Source organism: Rhizobium acaciae (genome assembly GCF_025941625.1).
GTDB classification, from domain to species: Bacteria; Pseudomonadota; Alphaproteobacteria; order Rhizobiales; family Rhizobiaceae; genus Rhizobium; species Rhizobium acaciae.
Genome location: NZ_JAPCZO010000004.1, coordinates 87,086 through 105,994 on the forward strand (window position 1 = coordinate 87,086; position 18,909 = coordinate 105,994).

Annotated in this window: 12 protein-coding genes and 2 pseudogenes; 6 read left to right on the forward strand and 8 right to left on the reverse strand. The window is 58.8% G+C overall.

The window, feature by feature from the left end:
• Positions 1-542: 542 nt before the first annotated feature.
• On the forward strand, positions 543-956 hold the full coding sequence (locus tag OLZ32_RS07990; RefSeq protein WP_264420457.1) for a hypothetical protein: 414 nt from the start codon (positions 543-545) through the stop codon (positions 954-956).
• Positions 957-1,095: 139 nt separating this feature from the next.
• On the opposite strand, the gene OLZ32_RS07995 is transcribed toward OLZ32_RS07990, so the two are convergent.
• Positions 1,096-2,553 (reverse strand): ComEC/Rec2 family competence protein, encoded by a 1,458-nt coding sequence (locus tag OLZ32_RS07995; protein WP_264420459.1) that lies wholly within the window; start codon positions 2,551-2,553, stop codon positions 1,096-1,098.
• Positions 2,554-2,992: 439 nt separating this feature from the next.
• Here OLZ32_RS07995 and OLZ32_RS08000 point away from each other — a divergent pair, with 439 nt between their 5' ends.
• Together OLZ32_RS08000 and OLZ32_RS08005 are read left to right on the forward strand one after the other, a co-directional pair.
• A complete protein-coding gene (locus OLZ32_RS08000; protein ID WP_264420461.1) occupies positions 2,993-3,856 on the forward strand; it encodes a hypothetical protein in 864 nt (287 codons plus the stop codon).
• A gap of 7 nt (positions 3,857-3,863) precedes the next feature.
• Positions 3,864-4,472 carry a hypothetical protein gene (locus tag OLZ32_RS08005; RefSeq protein WP_264420463.1) on the forward strand — a complete coding sequence of 203 codons (609 nt, stop codon included), beginning with the start codon at positions 3,864-3,866 and terminating at the stop codon, positions 4,470-4,472.
• 140 nt (positions 4,473-4,612) lie between these two features.
• Here OLZ32_RS08005 and OLZ32_RS08010 read toward each other — a convergent pair whose 3' ends face one another.
• Positions 4,613-7,006 carry a caspase family protein gene (locus OLZ32_RS08010; protein ID WP_264420466.1) on the reverse strand — a complete coding sequence of 798 codons (2,394 nt, stop codon included), beginning with the start codon at positions 7,004-7,006 and terminating at the stop codon, positions 4,613-4,615.
• Entirely contained in the window at positions 7,003-8,436 is a 1,434-nt protein-coding gene (locus OLZ32_RS08015; RefSeq protein WP_264420468.1) for an alpha/beta hydrolase family protein, read from the reverse strand. Before OLZ32_RS08015 ends, OLZ32_RS08010 begins: the two co-directional genes overlap by 4 nt.
• Positions 8,437-9,502: 1,066 nt before the next feature.
• Between OLZ32_RS08015 and OLZ32_RS08020 the strand changes: the two genes are divergently transcribed.
• Positions 9,503-10,723 carry a hypothetical protein gene (locus tag OLZ32_RS08020; protein WP_264420470.1) on the forward strand — a complete coding sequence of 407 codons (1,221 nt, stop codon included), beginning with the start codon at positions 9,503-9,505 and terminating at the stop codon, positions 10,721-10,723.
• Positions 10,724-10,947: 224 nt separating this feature from the next.
• Here the strand turns inward: OLZ32_RS08020 and OLZ32_RS08025 are convergent, their stop codons facing one another.
• Together OLZ32_RS08025 and OLZ32_RS08030 are read right to left on the reverse strand one after the other, a co-directional pair.
• Complete coding sequence (locus OLZ32_RS08025; RefSeq protein WP_264420472.1) at positions 10,948-11,289, reverse strand: hypothetical protein; 342 nt, start codon at positions 11,287-11,289, stop codon at positions 10,948-10,950.
• A 12-nt stretch (positions 11,290-11,301) separates the two neighbouring features.
• A complete protein-coding gene (locus tag OLZ32_RS08030; protein WP_264420473.1) occupies positions 11,302-11,916 on the reverse strand; it encodes an invasion associated locus B family protein in 615 nt (204 codons plus the stop codon).
• A 510-nt stretch (positions 11,917-12,426) separates the two neighbouring features.
• Between OLZ32_RS08030 and OLZ32_RS08035 the strand changes: the two genes are divergently transcribed.
• Together OLZ32_RS08035 and OLZ32_RS08040 are read left to right on the forward strand one after the other, a co-directional pair.
• A complete protein-coding gene (locus OLZ32_RS08035) occupies positions 12,427-14,112 on the forward strand; it encodes an adenylate/guanylate cyclase domain-containing protein (RefSeq protein WP_264420475.1) in 1,686 nt (561 codons plus the stop codon).
• A gap of 625 nt (positions 14,113-14,737) precedes the next feature.
• Positions 14,738-16,693 carry a DNA cytosine methyltransferase gene (locus OLZ32_RS08040; RefSeq protein WP_264420477.1) on the forward strand — a complete coding sequence of 652 codons (1,956 nt, stop codon included), beginning with the start codon at positions 14,738-14,740 and terminating at the stop codon, positions 16,691-16,693.
• Positions 16,694-17,159: 466 nt separating this feature from the next.
• Here OLZ32_RS08040 and OLZ32_RS08045 read toward each other — a convergent pair whose 3' ends face one another.
• The 3 genes and pseudogenes from OLZ32_RS08045 to OLZ32_RS08055 form a co-directional block, all read right to left on the reverse strand.
• Positions 17,160-17,366, reverse strand: a complete 207-nt coding sequence (locus OLZ32_RS08045) for a hypothetical protein (protein WP_222409545.1) — start codon at positions 17,364-17,366, stop codon at positions 17,160-17,162.
• A 170-nt stretch (positions 17,367-17,536) separates the two neighbouring features.
• A pseudogene (locus tag OLZ32_RS08050) lies at positions 17,537-18,205 on the reverse strand (Y-family DNA polymerase); the annotation flags it as partial.
• Positions 18,126-18,883: pseudogene (locus tag OLZ32_RS08055) on the reverse strand (ImuA family protein). The pseudogenes OLZ32_RS08050 and OLZ32_RS08055, both read right to left, overlap by 80 nt.
• Between the last annotated feature and the right edge of the window lie 26 nt (positions 18,884-18,909).

Sequence of the window (18,909 nt, forward strand, 5' to 3'; positions counted from 1 at the left end):
CCTTGGTTTGATAGATTCTCCGCGATAGCTTTGCGCCTAACGTCACGGGCCTGCGGCACCGTTCTGAAATATGCCTTTGCCTTCGGAATGACGCGCTTTTGAGCTGAGGGATGTGGCTCCGACAAGATTTCCGCTGGAACATGTCAGAAGACACCTATGAAGATTTCCGACGCGCGAGCAGCCAGTTCGTCAATCGACAACCGGCTACGATAGAAACTCCCGAAGCTGCTGCATCGTCGCCCCTCCGTTCCTGCATTTTCGAAGATCGCATGGCCTTCTTGTGCGTGGGCTCCTTAGAAATAGCGCGGCGCCCACAATTCCGTGCAACCTGCTCTCATAAAAAAGTCAGATGTCAGCGCAGGCGTTTAGTTGCGCCTTTGTACAGACGTGCGTCTTCGTCTCGCATTTGCCGACTTCCTGCTCCGGAATGTCCAAATTCGTCTCGCAATTCCAGCTAATGTCCATATCTGTCTCTCAAGCCGGATTCGATCATAGGTCCTCGTGGCTTCCGCGGTGGCCGATCTAGCGCCGGCCGGATTGAGTTGACGATCGATGCCATCCATACCACTGGAACCAATTCGTCTATCCATATTCGCGAGATGGAAGTGGCGCGCTATAAAGTGAGAAAGTTTCCCCTTGCTGCACAACCGCACTGCCAAACACCGGAAAGACGACAACTGAGTATGAAGCTAAACTATGCTGCCGCCGCCCGCCTACTCCGCCGTCTGTTCATGCGCCATGCCTGGCGAACCACACAGCAGAAGTGGACTACGTCATTTGCTCTTGGCGGACTGCTGCTGGCCTCGGTCGCCATGCCGTCGTTCGGGATAGCTGTGTTCGGCACGGCCTTCGCCGGCTGGTGGGCAGCAGTTTTTCTTGTCAGCCTCGTTTCTGGTCTGATCGGCAACCGGGTGGGCATCGGCCGCGAGAAGGCGGTTCTGGAAAAGGACAGTTGATCGGCGATGCGAACAAAAACGCCGCGGAGATAGACCTCGGGATCGAAGCTTAAAGGTGCGATGACGGCCTCCCGTTGTAACGTTTTAGCAGTTTGGTTACAGCGCGGCGAAGTTCCTGCGTCTTGGCTCGGCGGAGTGCTCAGTGCCCCTGACCGGTCGCCACGGTATATTGCCCAGATTGGGTGGCCGTAACGACGATTGTTCCTTCCCATCCGGTACCATAGATCGCCCGATTGATAATGACCTCCTTCGTCGGCACTTCCTCTTTCGGATACCCCCAGAAGGTCTGTGGTGAGGACCTCATTTCACCGACCGTGACAGGATCGTCCTGTAGGATCGAGAGGCTATCTAGTCTCGGGTGCCCGTGTCCCCAGCCAGACTGTGGCCCCTTCGACGTCCGGTCGCCCATCGACAGAATCGCAATCCTAGGCGAGACCATTTTCAGAAGACTGTCGTTGATGCCATCCTCCGCACCATGATGAGCAAGCTGCAGGACGTCGGCATCGAAAACCTCCGTATTCTCGTCGAACTGATCAAGCATGTCTTTTGCGGCATTCGTTTCGAGATCACCCATGAAGAGAAATGATGCCTGCCCAAAATCAAATCGTAGAACGACACTGTGATTGTTCGGGTTTGAATAGCCAGGGCTAGCGAGTTTCTCGTTCGCTCCGCCCCAAAACGCGGTAACCGTGGCGCACGAAAAGGGATCGATAGCTGCATTGGTCGCGCCGGTTGCGGTTACCTGCCGAGCAAGTTCCACTGCACTATACCGGTGCTTGAGATCACCCTCCGTCGCCCAGTTTCTGAAATCAGTCTGCTTTCCGACCGATCCTTCAGTCGAAGTCTGTCCGTTGTCGACGACCTTGTCGATCGCAATTCCGCTTGTAGCGAGCTGCTTGGCGCCATTGATATGATCGGCATGAGCATGGCTGAGATAGACCACGTCGATCGTATTGCTGTACGATGGATGCTGCTCCATGAATGCCTTGAGGTAGGCTACAAACAGCGATCCTCCGTCGACGGATCCCGAACCACCGCCGAACTCTCCACCGAGGTCCACTGCGGCGACGCCGCATGGCAGCTCTATGATAGCGCCCGCACCTTGGCCCACATAAACATAATGCACCTTCATCTCCGCACCTAGGTCCGCCGGCGGCGCCGGAAGCCCACGGTTGGGATTCAATCTCGGCACCTGCCAAGTCTGAAAGCCTCTTCGGACGTCTCGCAGCAACGGTACCTCGCTCGGAAGCTGACGTTGCAGATCTTCGTTAGGCAGCGACCAAGTCCCACTCATCGGCCGAAACGAATCCTGCGGCAGCAAGAGAAGGCTATCAGGAGCCGAGATGCCGGCATTCGGGCGACCGATGTACAGCGGCAAGCCCTTCTCCGGCGCCGCCTGCGGCTGATAGTCAGGACCGAAGATTTCCTCTCCTTCGACGTCCTGATACCGCGGTGCGCCGTCTTCTTGGGCAACAACGGCAGTCGCAAAACTGAACACGGCAAACAATGCAAGTGATTTAGATCGCAAGATCATCTTGAGCACCCCCAGCGCAAAGCCAAGACTATGCATCCGGTGGTGGCAGCACGCAATGGCCACTCACTCGTCGTGGGATTGATGAACCGCACCAAATCCACATTCCGGATTTCACACCAGATCGTGTTGGACGCCAGCGCCTCTAGGGCAGTGCTGGAAGATCACCGTTTGGACGACAGGTTGTCCGTGTCGCCCCCACTCTTCCAAGTAGTGTGAGAACTCGACGCAAAGATACTCGCGAGTGTAGGGATTGCAGCGGCAGTTTGCTGGGCATACGTGGCCGAGATGATCAGGTGTGGTCGGTGCGAGCATGTCCAGCATTTGCAACGATGTCCTGCCGGTCTGCCGATCTTGTGGCAACGCCCTTCCCGGCCGATGTACGACCGGGGCAACTTTGACGTCAGGTCGAGAAGAAAATCCTGGTGACTCATTTTTTCGCGTTGCTGGTAACCGCTCTTTCGCAAAATTGCGTCATGAAGGTGTACAAAAAACGGACCTACTTATGACCGACATCACGAACCACCACATAATAAAGGCTCTAGGCGCTAAAGGCGCGAAGAAGGCACGGAAGCGTAGAACTGGTGGAGATGCGAACGACAACGGCCACGCGTTCGAGAAGGCTTTCACGATGAACGCGATCCTCCGCGAGATTCGCAGGAGCCTGAGAGCTAGAAAATCCGGTCGCGATGTCCGATTCAAGTCCCAGCCGTTGGGTTTTATCGATGACTTGGTCATTCTTCGAAAATCTCAGGGGGCCGACTATTTCGAATTGAAGAGCGGGAGCACGCAACGCTGTACGACGGCGCTCAAGTACAACATAGTACGCCAGCAGCAAGTGATCCTCCGAAACCACCTTCAGGGCACGATCAATCTCGTTCTTCACAACGAGCTCGCGGACGACAGGAACGTGCAACAACGCGCACATGGCATTCCGGTCTGCATCATGGGATTCGAGGAGAGCCGATTTGAAGACTACGAGCTCATCATTGCAGCACTGCCCGATCTCTCGGACTCGTACCTTCTGATCACCCTGCGCGCCCTTCTATATGGGGCCTGGTACCACCTTCACCGCGACGCGACCGTGAAAAGCATTAACACGCAGTGGCGGTATATGGCGGTGAACCGAGTGCATTCTACAACTCCGATCGGTGTCAGCCATGCGTTGGCAACGTTCTTCGAGTCCATCGGGTTGATACTCAAAGACGAGCGCGACGTCTTGCGCTTTAAGATCAACAAACTCAGCGGACTATTTTTCTTCCAGGTTGGCTCGGCAACGTGGAGCGAATTTGAAAACTATTTGCTCGATGCGTGGCCAACGGATCCCATGGTCGTGCACAATATCATTGAAAGGTTCAATCATGGCTGAGGGACGGATGCCAAAGCTCGCAATCCAGCAGGGCGAATCCTTGATATTCTCGAGCCTGCATCTCGGTCCTGCGACCGCTCTGGTCTTTGAGAACCGAGATGGCGACATGATCGATGATTGGATGGACGGAGACGAGCGGGACGACTACGATGACATCGCGCTCATGTGCTACTGGTTAGACGAGAAGATCATCTGGGCGCCCGATCCCGTTCGAATTGCTCAAATCTATCAGGAATATGAAGACGAGCCTGGGGACAGGATCGAAGACCTCGTGGTCATCAGAAAAGACGTCACTCGAGCCGAGCCGCTCGCAGCAATGATATCGAGGGCCGTTGCCGTCACCCGAGTCCAACATGTCGCCCTTGCGACGGACATTGCAGACCCAGCGGTTTTCGAGCACCTGGGTAGGCTCCTCGTAGACTGCCCTGTGACATCGTTACATCTGTCGGCGCGATCGCTTTCCACCAACCCGATACAACGGCTAGACCCAATACCTGGCTCGGTGATCGAACAGCTACCGCGAGAACGCTGGATGCCCTCGATCATACGACGTAGAGTTTTCGGAAATCCCCCATCGCCGGATGATCTCCCGAATTTTAATCGTCAGTTGCAATAAGCCATCTTCGCTCAGGAGCATCCCTGTCGCCAGTTCCCAGGCTCACACATTCCGCTGGGGAAACACGGTAGAGCTCGCTACCCTCTCGCGAGCTGCCGGCAGCAAACTGGTCACCGGCACTGGTCACGAGCCCGCATCGCTTATTCGGCCTCGGCCGCCATTTCACCGTCGTCCTCGGCCTTGCCCTGCTCATCTGTGGGAATTCTGGTTAGCGCGGGAGCTGCTTCGGTGGATCGCTCGATCGCTTGGTCCCCGTCATCCTGCTCGGCGAGAAACTTTGCCGTCATGAGGACGTTCAAGGGCAACATGGTGCGTCGGACAAGCCGAGCAAAATTGATACTTTCTTTCCTGCGCTCGCTCCGATCAATCGCATCGCGCATATAGCTAACTAACCATTCAGGCACGCGAAGGATCGTATTTGCTTGATGCATCAAGCCGAAACTATCGTCGCCGCCAGTTCGGGTTGCGCGCAGAGACCGGCGCTCATCAACCTGCGTGGCTTCTACGACAAAGCCTTCATCGCGCCAAAGCTTCTCGATCGCCCTGATCCTTGTAAGAGCGGTGCTCCTGACCTGAAATACAGACGTTGCCGTTGGATAGCTATGGGAACCACTGGGGCTCTCGATCATGTAGTCCTGACTCCAATGCGTCCAGGGCGAATTCGCATCCAGGCCAAGTGCGACGTCGTCGAACCAATGCAGCGGAGCACTATCGGATTGCGCGGTAGCCTCGATGAACGCCTGAAAGCCGACATTGAAGAGCGGCAAATCATGCGTCGGCCGTTCGCTCGGCTGCTGGTTCAGGATGAGTTGTTTCCAAAGGCGCAGAGCTACGACATCGGGCGCGGTGACGCCGAGAAGATTTCCAAGGTTGTCCGCAACGATCGATAAGCGCTCAAGCAAATAGGGATCCGGGACTGCGTGACGCCTTAAGTCCCGAATCAAGAAGTGCGCGCCGAGCAATCCAAATAGCGGGTTGCGATACTTGCCCCACAGTAGCGCGTCCAGTGTAGCGGGATCGGGGCCCGGTCCGCCGGTAACGAGATCGCCGATAGCGCGCTCGTATGCGTCGATCAGGGCATCGGACGGATCGAAGCCTGCGCCAGCCGGTCGCATCGAGACCGAAGCCGTTTCTAGGCTCGGCTTGCCTTCGCTGACTAGGACAAAGACATGGGTATCCCAATCTTTGGCGATCGGAATTGGCAGGAACGATGCCGTGCCCCGGCGATCGTGATAGACCAGTCGCGCCATGCCTAGGGGAACATGGTGCAATGAGTGCGCGTCATACAGCTTACGACGACGATTGAAGGGGTCTTCGAGATCCAAGGACCCGAGGATTTCCGGAGACCCGGCTGGTTGCCGTGAACGCAGTGAAACGAAAATCGCCTGACCACCCTTCGACGCATCCCATTTGCTGGCCTTGACTACTGGATCAGTCAGCCATTCATGCTTGTCGACTGTGCTCGACAGTAGTGTCGCCGAGGCACGGCGCGGAAGAACGAAGTCGCGATTCACACGCCTGCCCGCAACATCGAGATCGTGGGTCACCGAGGCTTCCGCGTGATCTATCCGGACCTGATAGCGGCCAGGAGGCAACTTTGTCGTCAGAGAGCCCAGGCCGCGGCGGATGAGCAGATCGTCGCGTAGAACCGAGATATCGCCGACGAGCGGCGGCGGCGAATCGTCCTCTTTGGAGTTTCTGCCGATGAGATTGGAAATGACCGAGATTTTGACATGCGTGCCGTCGTCGGTCGCATAATTCGGCGCCGGCGGCCTGGATCCCGGTGGGCCGAGATAAATCTCAGTGTCGGCGGGAATCGCGCGAACCGTCTGGTCCTTTGGTTTCGCCAGCTCTGGGACGATGACTTTTAGCCGCTTGAGGAGATCGCCAAGTTCGATTGTCCCTTCTTTGAGGACCTTTAGCAAACCGGAGGTGAAATAACCACGGATTTCCTCTTCGACCTCGCCTTCGTAAGTGGGTTCATATTGGTCACTGCCGAAGAGGACAGCCGAATAGCGGTTCTTTGCATCGGGATCTCCACATTCCAATTCGCTTTGCTGGCCCAGCGGCACGATGGCTCGGACGCGGCAGCAGTCGAGAAAGAAAACCGCTTCAGCAAATTTGAGGCAGCCAATCGAGGCCTTGATGTAGCTTTCGAGATGGAGCGCCGCACCAGCGTCGACCGGCGACCAGTTGGCCAGACACAGCGATTGCTGCTGCCACGAGCCTGCGCGACTATGGCCGTGCCCAGAGAAGTAAAAATAGAAGCGTCGGCGGGTCTTGCCTTCCGATTGCTCCCGGATTTCACGGAATGCGTCGTCAATGGCAAACTGGCGGGGGGCTAGGGGCGCACCCGAAGACAAGATCAGCTTGACATTGTTCCTGGAGAGACCGCCGCCCGCGTCCGCGACCAGCCACTCGTGGAAATCCTGGGCGTCTTTGACCGAACCCTTGAGGGACTTAGCGCCATTGTTCCATCGCGGGTAGTCGTTGATGCCGATGACAAGTGCATAGTCGTCCGGCGCGTGCGTCATGATATTGCTCCCGCCAGAAAAAGGAGACTGGCTAAAGTCGCTGCATCGTCGTCGAACGCCCCATGCTTATGCGCGCTTGTCTGAAGCCCATCACCGACACCGGCGGCGCTCGGCGAATAAACCAAGCGGTTGTCCTCGAGCAGCCAGCGGCGCACATCATCGTAGTCTTGCCCGGCCGAGGTTCCCGCCTGTCGCAGGAAGCGATCCATGCCGAGAATGGCGGCGTCGGGTCTATCCTCGAAGCAACCAGAGACAATGTAGAGCAGCGATCTCGGGTAGAGGGCACCTCCGATCCGATCGGCCTTTTCGGCCGCGTCGGTCATCGTGAACATGCGGAACTGCTTGAAGATTTGCGGCCCGCGCGGGATCCAGCGAGCAAAGAGGTCGAACCGGACGGCGGGCGCAAGGAATAGAATGTTACGCAAGCGGATGCGGCGTTTGCTGGCCTCGATCGCAGCCAGCATTTCGCAGATAGCGATAGAGCCAGCACTGTGACCGACCACGTCGATGATCATGTCGGGACGGGCCTTTTGCAGCACTTCGAGCCGCCGCAGAATATAGCCGCCGCCGTGAGCGTCGATGTCAGGACTCTCGCCATCATCGATCCACATACGCTGCGCCTTGGTCTTCATCGCGTCCCAGGCGAACTTTCCGACATCGGCGAGATAGGCGGCGCGCAGCAGCTCCTCGACAGCCGTCGGCAGCGCGTCATGCGCGGTTTTGGCGCGGTAGCGGCGGACGACAGCGACGATCACCTTCGCGATGAACAGGGCGAGCCCGGTGACGGTCACGCCTCTGGCGCCGTCCTCGAGATCGAGTTTACGACGAAGCGGATCGGTAGGGCCCGCTTGATCGATCAGGTCGGGCAGCGACCGGTCGCTCGCAAAGTCATATTCGAGGTCGCGAGCGATCGCCTCGGCGTCGAGATCGTCGAGGCCGCCGCCCTTGGCAGTTACGACCCGCTGGGCCACGTCCGCTTGGATAGAAAACGCCGCATCGAGCGCTGCCGCGCCTTCGGGCGTGTTGAGCATCGCTTCGATTTCGACCGCAGTAAGCTCGCCGCCCGCTGCACCTTTGGCGCCTTCGTTGTCGCCGGCTGCGGCCTTTGCCAAAACCCACGACAGGGCCTTTTTGAACACCTCGGATTCGGTAAGCCCGCGCAGATTGTCGCGGACGGTCTCGCCGAGGCCGGTTTCCCAGACGACGCCGAGCGATGCGGCGGTCGCTCCATAATTGTCTGCCATCCGCTCAGCGCTTGCGAGACCCGAGGCTTCGTTGACGAGACCGCCGTGGAAAAATAGGACTAGCCGCGTCGCGCCTTCCAGGGCATCCCGGAGCAGATACACGACATCATCGGGCGTGCTCCTGAGCTGACCGCTCGAAGCGAAGGTTCCATCGGCCCCGAGATTGATCCAGCACTGCGATGCCATGGCAGCCCCCCACTATAGTCGCTGCTACCCCAAGTCGTGCATCAATGTATTTACACTACCCAAAAAGAAAAACAAAGAATATGGACTAAAACAATCTTAGTCACTTCGGCTTAGTCCTAAAACCTAGATGAGTAGTGACCTGTATTATCCGAATTTTGTGCGCACACTCCATAGCGGAACCGGAGGAGAATGGCTCCGTCAATTCGCCGGGGGATGGATACCAAAGAGGCGGTGCGGGATCACGGGATCGTCCCGCACGAACCGTGTCAACCCAGCTCCAGGCCTTAAATGCAAGAACTGGCCCCATTGCTATGACGCTTGCGAGCGACCGGTTCGTCAAGGCCGGGGTTTCGATCCTGCCCAATGTGCATGATATGGCAGGCTATGATCCACGGAAAGTTCCTTCGCCCACGCGAGCGCTTCTTCTGGCTTAAGCTTGATGCCCTCCTCCGCGTGGTGATACGCAGCCACTGGTAAGCTCCTGACCTCTCGGGCCCCCTGATGGAAGTCTCATGCACCACCACGAACGCCATAGTCTGCCTCACGTCTCCGTGAGTAGTGCGTAAGGCATTTCTAACGGCGTCGTGTCGCGCTCACCATTGAAGGCGAGCACTTGGCGCCGCCAACCGCAGGTCCCCCATTCGGAATGATTATAGAGTCCCCAGAACGGAGCCGCGTCGAAAAAACACGCCGAACAGCGTCTGAGTGATCTCCGATAGGCGGTCCGGCGCGTTCGTGGCGACGAGCTCGAAAAGCATTGGCGCTAAAATGCTCGCCCTCGCATTCGGGAGAGCCGAGTGCAGTCGGTCGTGTCGCGCCTCACGGCAGCAATCCTGCAAGGGCTCGTCGAGAAAGAATGCCATGCAATCCCCCGATGCCAGACCCGCCGGCGGAGGCATCTTGCCGGAATTCTCGTAGCTTGAGAAGCACGACCTATTGCAGGGACACGGCGTCGTGGCCTTGCCGATCGCACCGTTCATTAGGCTTCACAAGATAAGTACATTTTAAAACTTGCATGCGATAACAAGCGGATCTGACTCGTTCTCTCGTTGCACTTTGGGAACCAATGGAACGTACACTTCGCGTCACTATCGATCGGAATACTTGGCCAAAGCCTCCAGCCCTTCCCGCGTTTCCTGCTGCGTTCAATCCGACGATGGACAACTGGGATGTTAGTGTCCCTGCCCTCCTGCTCACGATCGGATATCTCACCACACCGTCGCACGCGTCCGGCGTCTCTCTCAGCGAATTCTGGGCGTGGGTGCGATACTTGCATGCGGTTTCCGGGAGCCCAGAACTTCTGCTTACCCGCGCGTTCCATGAACTCGACGCGCATCAAAAGACAATTCTCAGCGATGATTTCGGAATGGGAGCGCCGATCGCATGGCTGATTGAAAAGCTGAACCTGACGCATGTCGCAGACGGGCGGTATTTTATCCAACGAATGGCGACCCAAGTAGGCGTCCAGCCGACGACCCCCAAAAAGCGCGGGCCAGGAAAGTCCCCGGATTTCGTCGCGCGCGACGCAAGCGGCGTATGGCACGTGCTGGAATGCAAAGGCACACAGACCTCCGGTGCATACCGAGCGCATCAGCTCGGGAGCGGTGGCCGGACGCCGACGGGCGCAGTGGCGCAAAAGCGCACGATAGTCTTTCCTCATGGTTATACCGGACAACGCCTCGCAAGCGGCCTGTTCATCGGCGTCGAGAATGGTGGAGTACAGAGCAGCCTGCACCTGATCGATCCAGAACCGGAAGAGCCATTTGAAGTCAGGGCAGATGACATGGTTTTTGCGGACGACGCCATCGCACGTGCGGCGACAGCGCGCGCTCTTCGCCTAGCGGGCTTTCCGCAGGCCTCTTCAGCGGTCTCTGCCCCCACAGGCGTGTCACCTGCCTCGAGGCCGACGGTCGGGCGACATGAGACCGACCGGCTCGCGACCGTCGAAGAAAAACGCGACCGGGCAGAATATGAGCTTAAACATCGCGGCGACCGAGACCGTTTCATCGCTGAAGGCGAATACTACCGGGGACGAAAGGTCGAAATCTCCCTTCCTACGCCATTGAACGTGGGACATCGAACGGTGAGCAGCCTCATCGTTCGCTACGGCGTGGGGACCTCGTTCCTCGACCAGTTGAGAGAATTTCCGCTCACCGACGATCCGATCCAGGAGCGAATAACGGCACTCGACGAACTGCAAAAACGGACGACGCTAGCAGGCGACAAGACTGGCGCCCGTCTCCAAATTGGGACGTCTTTTGTTGCCGATATCAGCTTCCGGAACTAGATGGAATCCGCACCACTAAGGGTGTCGGTCAATCAGACTCGAGGGCCAACACCAGGTTGACTGCGCCTGTGCTGCTGCGTTTCCGCCGGTGGACTGCGTTCGGAGCGCACCAAACGAGTTTGACCCCTAGGAACAAATCGCACCGACGGGCAGTTGGGACAATCGCCATGGATGCACCGGATAAGCGGCCGTCAAGTCACTTCGGTTTCGTCCTCGGGATGTTGTCATTCGGCACCTCTACCCAGTCGCATCCGTTGGACGCGCGCGTTGCGGTAAGGCGCCGTCACTTTGCCGAGTTCGCTCGGCGACAGCAGGTTCGCCCCTTCGATCTCGATACGGGTGATATCGAAGCAGGCGCCTTTGCCCTGGCCGGCGGGCAAAGGCCTGCTTTCCGTCTCCGCGCCGCCGCCCGGCGTTGTCTGGCGAAGCGCATCCAGCCGCTGCTTTTGCGCCTGTTCTTCCTGGCGGCGGTTGAAGTCATCGGCCGGCGACTGCGCGAAGGCGGGCGCGATGCTCATGCCGAAGATGATGCCGGCGACCAGGACGGATCGAATTTCTGCGGTCATTTTGAAATTCGGCTACTTCACTGAAATGGACTGGAGCTCGTCAAGGGCCGGCTTCAGCCCTTTCAGCGAAAAGCGAATATTGACGTCTTGGCCGTTCATCAGCCGCACCAGCCCTTCGGCGGTCGCGCCCTTCTTCAAGGCCGTCGTCGTCTTCGTATCCAGCGCCAGTTGCGCCCAGCATCCAGCCTCGTTGCAATTGCGGTAGTCGAGCTTGACGACTGGTTTGCCGTCGGCCTTGATCGCCAGGCCCGAAGGCAGGAAGACGTTGAGCGGCAGAAGGGCCGTCAGCATCAGCCGCAGCTTGCCCTTCTCACCCTTGCCCTGGGAAGCGGCTGGCGCAGTTGATATCGCCAGCGTAAGCACATTGACGTTCTTGCCGTCCTTGGCGACTTGTGCAACCTGCGCGACTTCGCATGCCGCAGCGCCGGTGCAGCGATAATACCAGTCGTCGAACTTTTGAGATGTTATGGCCGGCGCCGGTTGAGCTGACGCCTGCGCCTGTTCCGGCGCTTTATCGGCCGGGACAGGAGATTGCGAAAAAGACGGATTGGCACAAGCAACAATCATCAGAACGGCGGCGGCAGTTCGACCGCCCCGTTTCGTGCCGCTTTTCAAAAAACGTCTCATGGAAAATGGAAAGGTTTCAATTAGGTGGAAAGCCATGTCGCTTCAATTGATTTGGCCTGTGCTTGTCGCGCACCGGCAAATTATCGATGTCATGAAAAAGGCTCGGAGAGCGAGCCCAATCATAGGCTCGCTGGCTTCATAGCAGATCTTGGCGCGATACATCGACAGGTAGTTTTCGCTTCGGCTCGATTCCTGCTCGTTTTCGGATAGTTGTGTAGTTAGTGCAACACATGCGCTAAGAAAGACTCCTGCCGTTAGCAGGCCTAAACACTTCCGCATGCTCTCTCCCATATGGGTTTTCACGCAGGCGCCTCTGAATCATGTCGTTGCAAGGCAGCCCGGAGGTGGATCCAGGCACGGGTCTCGGCGCTCTGTCAACGGAGGGTTGCGGAGCGTTATCTCTCCGTGTGAATGACATCAGTGCCGTAAGACTGTACATTCCATTCGAAGCACTTGCCGTTTAGTCGGGATTTGTCACAGATGTCCTCTTCGCCCACCACCCGACGACTGATGGCCATCCTGACGACGGACGTTGTCGGTTATTCGCGCATGATGGAAGCCGACGAAGAAGGAACACTGGCAAGCGTTAGTCGTTTGCAAGAACAGATCCTCAAGCCTCGAATCCTCAAGGGTGGCGGTCGGACAATCAAAGTTATGGGTGACGGCCTACTTTCGATATTCGAAAGTCCGGCCGTAGCCATCTCGACGGCGTTACAGGTACAGCATCTGTTGGCAAGCGAGGCTGTAGCTGCCAGCGGCACCGACACCCTTCGAATTCGGGTTGGCATAAACTACGCCGAAGTCATGATCACCGAGGACGATGTATTCGGCGACGGCGTGAATGTTGCGGCGCGCCTCGAACAACATGCATTACCGGATGGCATCTGCATCTCAGAGGCAACGCACGACATCCTCCCAGAGGAATTGCAGCGGCTGTTTGTAGATGGAGGACTGCTACATCTGAAGAATATTTCCAGGCCGGTGCGTGCATGGCATTGGCCTCGCACTCCCACAATAGAGCAGTCAATTCGAACTGTCGTCGCCGTCCTTCCCTTTCAAAGCGCAGATGAAGCAGCGAACGAGTTCCTCGTCGACGGCTTTACTGAGGACATCATATCCGGTCTTGCAAGATTCAGGAGCCTGTCGGTGATTGCGGTGTCCTCAGCGTTTGCGTTCCGGGATCGCTCGGAGGGTTTAAAGGAAGTTGGGCGCAAGCTCGCTGCCAACTATCTCGTGACAGGCAACATGCGTCGGTCGGGAGACGAGGTTCGGATCACTGTGCGGATGATCCAAGCCGACACGGAGCGGTTGGTCTGGTCTGAGAAATATCAGCGGCAAGCGGCAGATATTTTCGGCATCCAGGACGAGATCGTGAAAATGATTGTCGCAAATCTCGTGGGCCAAATCGAAAGCTGTGATTATCGAGAGTCCCTCCGGCGGCGGCCGGCCAGCCTCGCTGCTTACGAGTATTATCTGCGAGGGCTCGTGCATCTCAGAGGCTACGAGCCGGATGACAACGTCAAGGCAGTGGAGATGTTCGAAGCAGCGGTTGCCGGCGACGGAGGCTTTGCACTGGCACACGCTCATCTTGCGTTGGCGAGGATAGCGGTCGCCGGCTATGCCAACGCGCCGGAGGCTGTACTTCGCGACGGGATCGCCCTTGCTCGTCATGCCGTAAAGTTAGACGAGGGAGAGGCTGGCGCCCATCGTGTACTCGGGCTCGCTCACCTTTACTTGAAGGATTTTGACAACTCCGAAAGAGAATTCCGCCTGGCATATAAGCTCAATTCCAGTGACGCCCATGCATTGGTCCAGCTCGGCGGACTTCTGGCAAGGCGAAACCGTATAGACGAAGCGCTTCCCTTGGTCGAAGAAGGGATGCGGCTCAACCCCTACCCGCCTCATTGGTATCACGCAGTTTTGGGTAATCTTCTCTATTTTAAGGGCGACTACGAGCAGGCCCTAGCGGCGCTAAAGCAGCTACCAAACCCCGGAAAATATACCAGCACCCGAATGATCGCCTGCTTGTCGATGGCGGGCCGCTCCCAGGAAGCTGCTGCACTTGCCAAAAGCGTTCGCGGAAATCATCCAGATCTGACGATCGGGGAGTTTTTGGCGCGAGGGATCGTGGTCGAAACTGCCGAACAGACTGAGAAGTTCAGACAGGGCCTGTTGGGAACGGGATTACCGGAGTGATTGGACGTCGATGACCATATCCAGAGGCCGAGGAGTATGGCCATGCCATGCAAGCTAACAAGCCGCCCGTCCTCGTCTCTGGGAAAACGGAGTCAGTCCGGACGCCGGGTAGTATGGGCTCGGGCTCAGGTGGCGGTTTATCGAGCGGGGGGCTCTGGCGGCGGGACGATTGGTTCGAATGGAACTGACATTGACATTACTCCTCGCCGCCTGAAAAACGCAGGGCCTGCTGGCAGGTTCCGGTCGGTCGAAGGCCGGCGCCGGGGGTTAATCAGGGGGATCCATTTTCTGGACCGATCGAACCATTTTCTGGACCGGATGCTCAAGTTCTGGCTGGCGAACGCGCGGCCCAATCGACAAACGCTTCGCTATCCTCCGCTGACGGAAACCGCCTTTAGTCAGGAGTCGAACATGTAGAGAGCCCCAGCTCTATTGAGGCTAGGCCACGACTGCTTCATCTGGCATCGCTCCTATTGTGCGAGTCAGATCCCGCGGTTCCGGTATCGATTAAGTTAGTGTCGGCGGACGACCCGAATCATTGAGATTGCTTGCATTTTACCGATCAGCTTACCGGCCCTGAAAGATCCGATGTCGTATGGACGTCCCGAAAGGGGACACTTTCTTCATGCCCGACATCGACCCAAAGGCGCAGGCGCTTTCCGACGCTCGAGCACGCATCCTGAAACTTCAGGAGCAGATGACCGACCGCGTCCTGCAGATGGCAGCCGAGGTCGAAAAGCTGACGGAGATCGTCCCCTCCGCGGAGGCGAAGGCCTTCCTGAAGGCAAGATGCAATCTTCCGGCCGTCGAGCTGTCGACATACGTGGGATTTGCGAGGGCGCTGAAGGGTTCTCAGGACATCCTTCGAAAGGCACGCGCTTCCTTTCCTGTCATCAAGGCACTCGTCGCGGCCGATGTCGAAGCCCGGCAGGAGGTCCTCGAGCGGATGCAGATCGGCGCCCAGATCGACTCGAAGGACGTCGCCGTCATTCGGCGAAGGCTCTCGGAAGCGAAGCTGACGGTCGCCGAGTCCTTGGCCGCGAGGAACCGCAAGCTCGTGGCGGCGGCTGCCCGAAAGCAGACGAAGACGACCGTCGCCGCCTTCGAAGCGAAGATGTCTGCGTTCGTCGACGATGTCCGGAAGCGGCGGACGGAGAACAACTCGGTTCCCCCCGACATTCGTGAACGCGCGGGAGTCCTGCTGGGCGAGTTCGAAACCTTGTTCGGCGCCGGGCACCCTCCCCTTCCTGATTTGAAGGAAAACACTCCGGCATATCGGGTGGGCCGCGCGCATCACGCGCTGAAGCGCTTCCGAGACGATAGCTTCGACAACAAATTCGGATTCGGCCTGAAGGCATCCGACATAGGCCCAACGGCAGTCGACGCCCTGCAGGTCATGACCGGCCGACCCAGGAAGGTTTTCGCACTCGCCCACCTCCCCAAGGGTCTGACCGAGTTGCCGCCGAAGAGATATCACCTGAGAGTTCTGGAATTGTGTGCCGGAGGCGGCGGCATGGCCCTCGGTCTCGAGCGAGCGGGGTTCCAGCCGGTGGCTCTGATCGAAATCGATAGGCAAGCCGCGGCGACGCTCCGGAGGAACCGGCCGAATTGGCCCGTGGTCGAGGCCGACGTTCGGAAGGTGGATTTCACCCCGTATAAGGGCAAGGTCGACCTGCTGGCGGGCGGCGTTCCGTGCACGCCCTACTCAACGATCGGTGAACGCAAGGGAAAGTCGGACGAAAACGATCTCCTTCCGGAGGCGGTCCGAGCAGTCAGGGAAGTACGCCCGAAGGCGTTCATCCTCGAAAATGTCGACGGGCTCCTTCATGCCAACCATGCGGACCATGTAGCAGCGGCGCTCCGACAGTTTTCGAAGGCCGGCTACGAGACCGTCATTGAGCGCATTAACACACGTGACTACGGCGTCGCGCAGAATCGGTCGCGCGTCCTTCTCGTGGGGCTTCGCAAGGACTTGTCAGGCTCCTTCCGGATGCCTCCGAAGTTTCCGAAGATGGCAAATAACATGGGCGACGCCGTCGCCGATCTAATGGGTGCAAACGGCTGGAGTGGCGCCGGCGACTGGGTCAGTCGTATGCGCGAGATGGCCGTCATCGACAATGCCGGAAATCTGATCCGAACTGGAATTCTTGCGGATACGATCCGCGGCTACAAGGGCAGCGGCCATAAAGGCGAGAAGGCTCGGTGGCTCCGCAATGGAGTCGCCTATGCCCCGATCGCGAAGACCGCCCCCACCGACGAGGACGCCCGGACGGAAGGATTTGTCCCCCGCCTTACCAACCGGATGCGCGCCCGTCTGCAGGGCTTCCCGGACGACTGGCAATTCGTCGGTGGCATTCCGAGCGTAGCCGATCAGATCGGGAACGCAGTCGCACCGGTCGTGGCGCAAGCGGTCGGATTGGCGATGTACTCGGCCTTGCAGGGGATGGAGTTCGACTGGGACGCGATACTAAATCTGCGTCATCGCCGGGAGATCGACCCGCCTCCGTTGGCGCCGTCGACCGACGACATCACTGCGGATCCAGGGAGTCGAATTGGTACCCGGCTTGATCTCACCCGCTAGCGCACTGAATTCGACGAATTATTGCGAGTGGCTCGGACTTCGGTCCGATGGTAGACAGCACTCTCTCTGCTAATTTCCATTCCGCTGGAGCCTTAAAACTCAGCACGAAAAGGGTGTCTGCCCCTGATCCGGAGCACCCTTTTCAAACCCGCTTTAGGCAGTCCCGCATTAAACCTTGGTACCGATGGTTCGCGGGCGGCCGGTCGACCAAGAACTCCCTTCTGCAATCATGGAAATTCCAAACCGGCGGCTATACTGGAGCCGCTTTTCGGGTTGCGGAGCAGTTCATCGGTGGTTTCGAGCGTGCACAATGAGGGACGTCCCGACCGGGAGATCTCGATCTGACTCCACGAGGTCATCCACTTCCAAAGCGGTATCGGGACCAAGGAACTCGCCGATTCTCGAAGACGGCGAGGCTCAGGCCCATTCACCTCGCCCGCTTGCGAAAGACGATCTCACGCAATCACTATATTTCCACGTTATCGTTGAACGGCAGACCGCGAGTCCTCCATTCGTCCCGCAAGATGTCCTCCAAGTCCTCGACCGTGAACTCGTCGAAGTTTGCCCAGAGCTGGACAGCCAGCGACTTCAAATTCGACGTTGTTTCCGGATCGGCCTCGGCCGCCGCGGCAAGCCGATAAATCTCCTCGCGGAGTGCGTCGCTTCCTGTCATGTCATCCTCATAGCTCGCGCCGGTGCCTCCTGTGCTGGCAGGCAACGGACGAGGTAATCCCTAAAGGCCTCGGACAGTTCCGATGAGGCTGCCGATTTCAGATAAGGCGAGCAGCCTCTATGATACTCGGCTCGACTGTTCGTCAGTCCCGAAGGAGGCGAAGAGCCGGGCTCGAGACGGCGAACCACTTCCGGTCCGAAGCGAAGCGTCAAGGGAGCGCGCGGCGTTGCCGAAAGCTCCCCAATCGTGCGAAAGCCTAGCGTGCGCAAATCGCTGACGATCTTCTCGGGCAGCCGCAGCAGCGAGATCGGAAGACGCTCGACAGCCCGGATAGCCTCCCCACTCGGGACGACGACGGTTTCCCGGTTGATGGCACGGGCGCATGCGTGGGCGGCACCCCACGTGTCCGCTATGGCGACCCGTGCTGCCAGGCCCTTGGCACGGAAGCGGTTGGCGATGCTCGTCAACATACGCTCCTCGCCGCCCTGCAGGTGGTCAGCGCCCTCCGTATCCATGACGATGCCGTCCGGCGGGTCGATGGCGACGATCGGCGAATACTGGCTGAGCGCCCACATGGTGATGCGGTCGAGCGCCGCTGCATCGGCGGCGGCATCGGCGTCGATCATCCGGAGACCCTGGGAGAGCGCCTGCGCCCTGGCGGCCGGCATGCCCACATGAACGCCAGCCTTTCTGGCCGCGGGATCGGCGGCCGACACCCAGGGCTTGGAGCCGCTCTTCGAAATGACGGCGATCGCCTCCTCAACGGGAATGGCGGGATCGGCCCGCCTGATCCTGTCCGTCGGCAGATCGGGAAAAAATATCGATACGACCCTCGGCATCGCAGGCTCCTACTTCGAACTCGGCGCACTCACCCGCTTTCACCCTCATCAGTTCCAGAAGCCATCTCGCCCGCCCGACGCCGGAACCGGCAGTTCCACGCTCGGGATGACGCTCACCCTCCAGCGCGTGGTCGACGCCGTCGGCTGGCCGAAGTCGCTGGCCTCGGTCTGCCGTCGCCACCGCCGCACTGCGAGCGCCATCGTGCCGGTCTTCTCGGCTGCGAGTTGCAGCCGCCGGGACGCGGCCATCGGCAGGCGGACGATCTCGCCGATCACCGCCCCGAGGCCGCCGTATGAAAGGCCCTCCTCCATGTTCGCAAGGACGTCCTCCTCCTTGTCCGACTCGACGAAGACGACCCGGTTCGGATGCAGACCCGCCTGCGCCAGGGCCGGGAAGAACAGGTCGGGACGTGTCAGGCACCAGACGACCTTGCCACGAGTGCGAGCGGCTATCCCGGCCACGAACAGGGCGGCGGCGGCCCCATCGACGGTGCCCGCCCCGCCGCCGGCGCACTCGTGCAGCGCCCCATAGGCCAATCCACCGCCCGGAAGCCGCTCGTCGATCTGCGCCACGCCGAAAGGCAAAACGCCTCGGTTGCGCCGACTGGCGCTTTCCAGGTGCGCGATCTGCTCTCGCAGGCCGTCGAGGACGGCGTTTGGGGCGATGGCTGGTTTCATGATCTCCTTCAACGGCAACCCGTTTT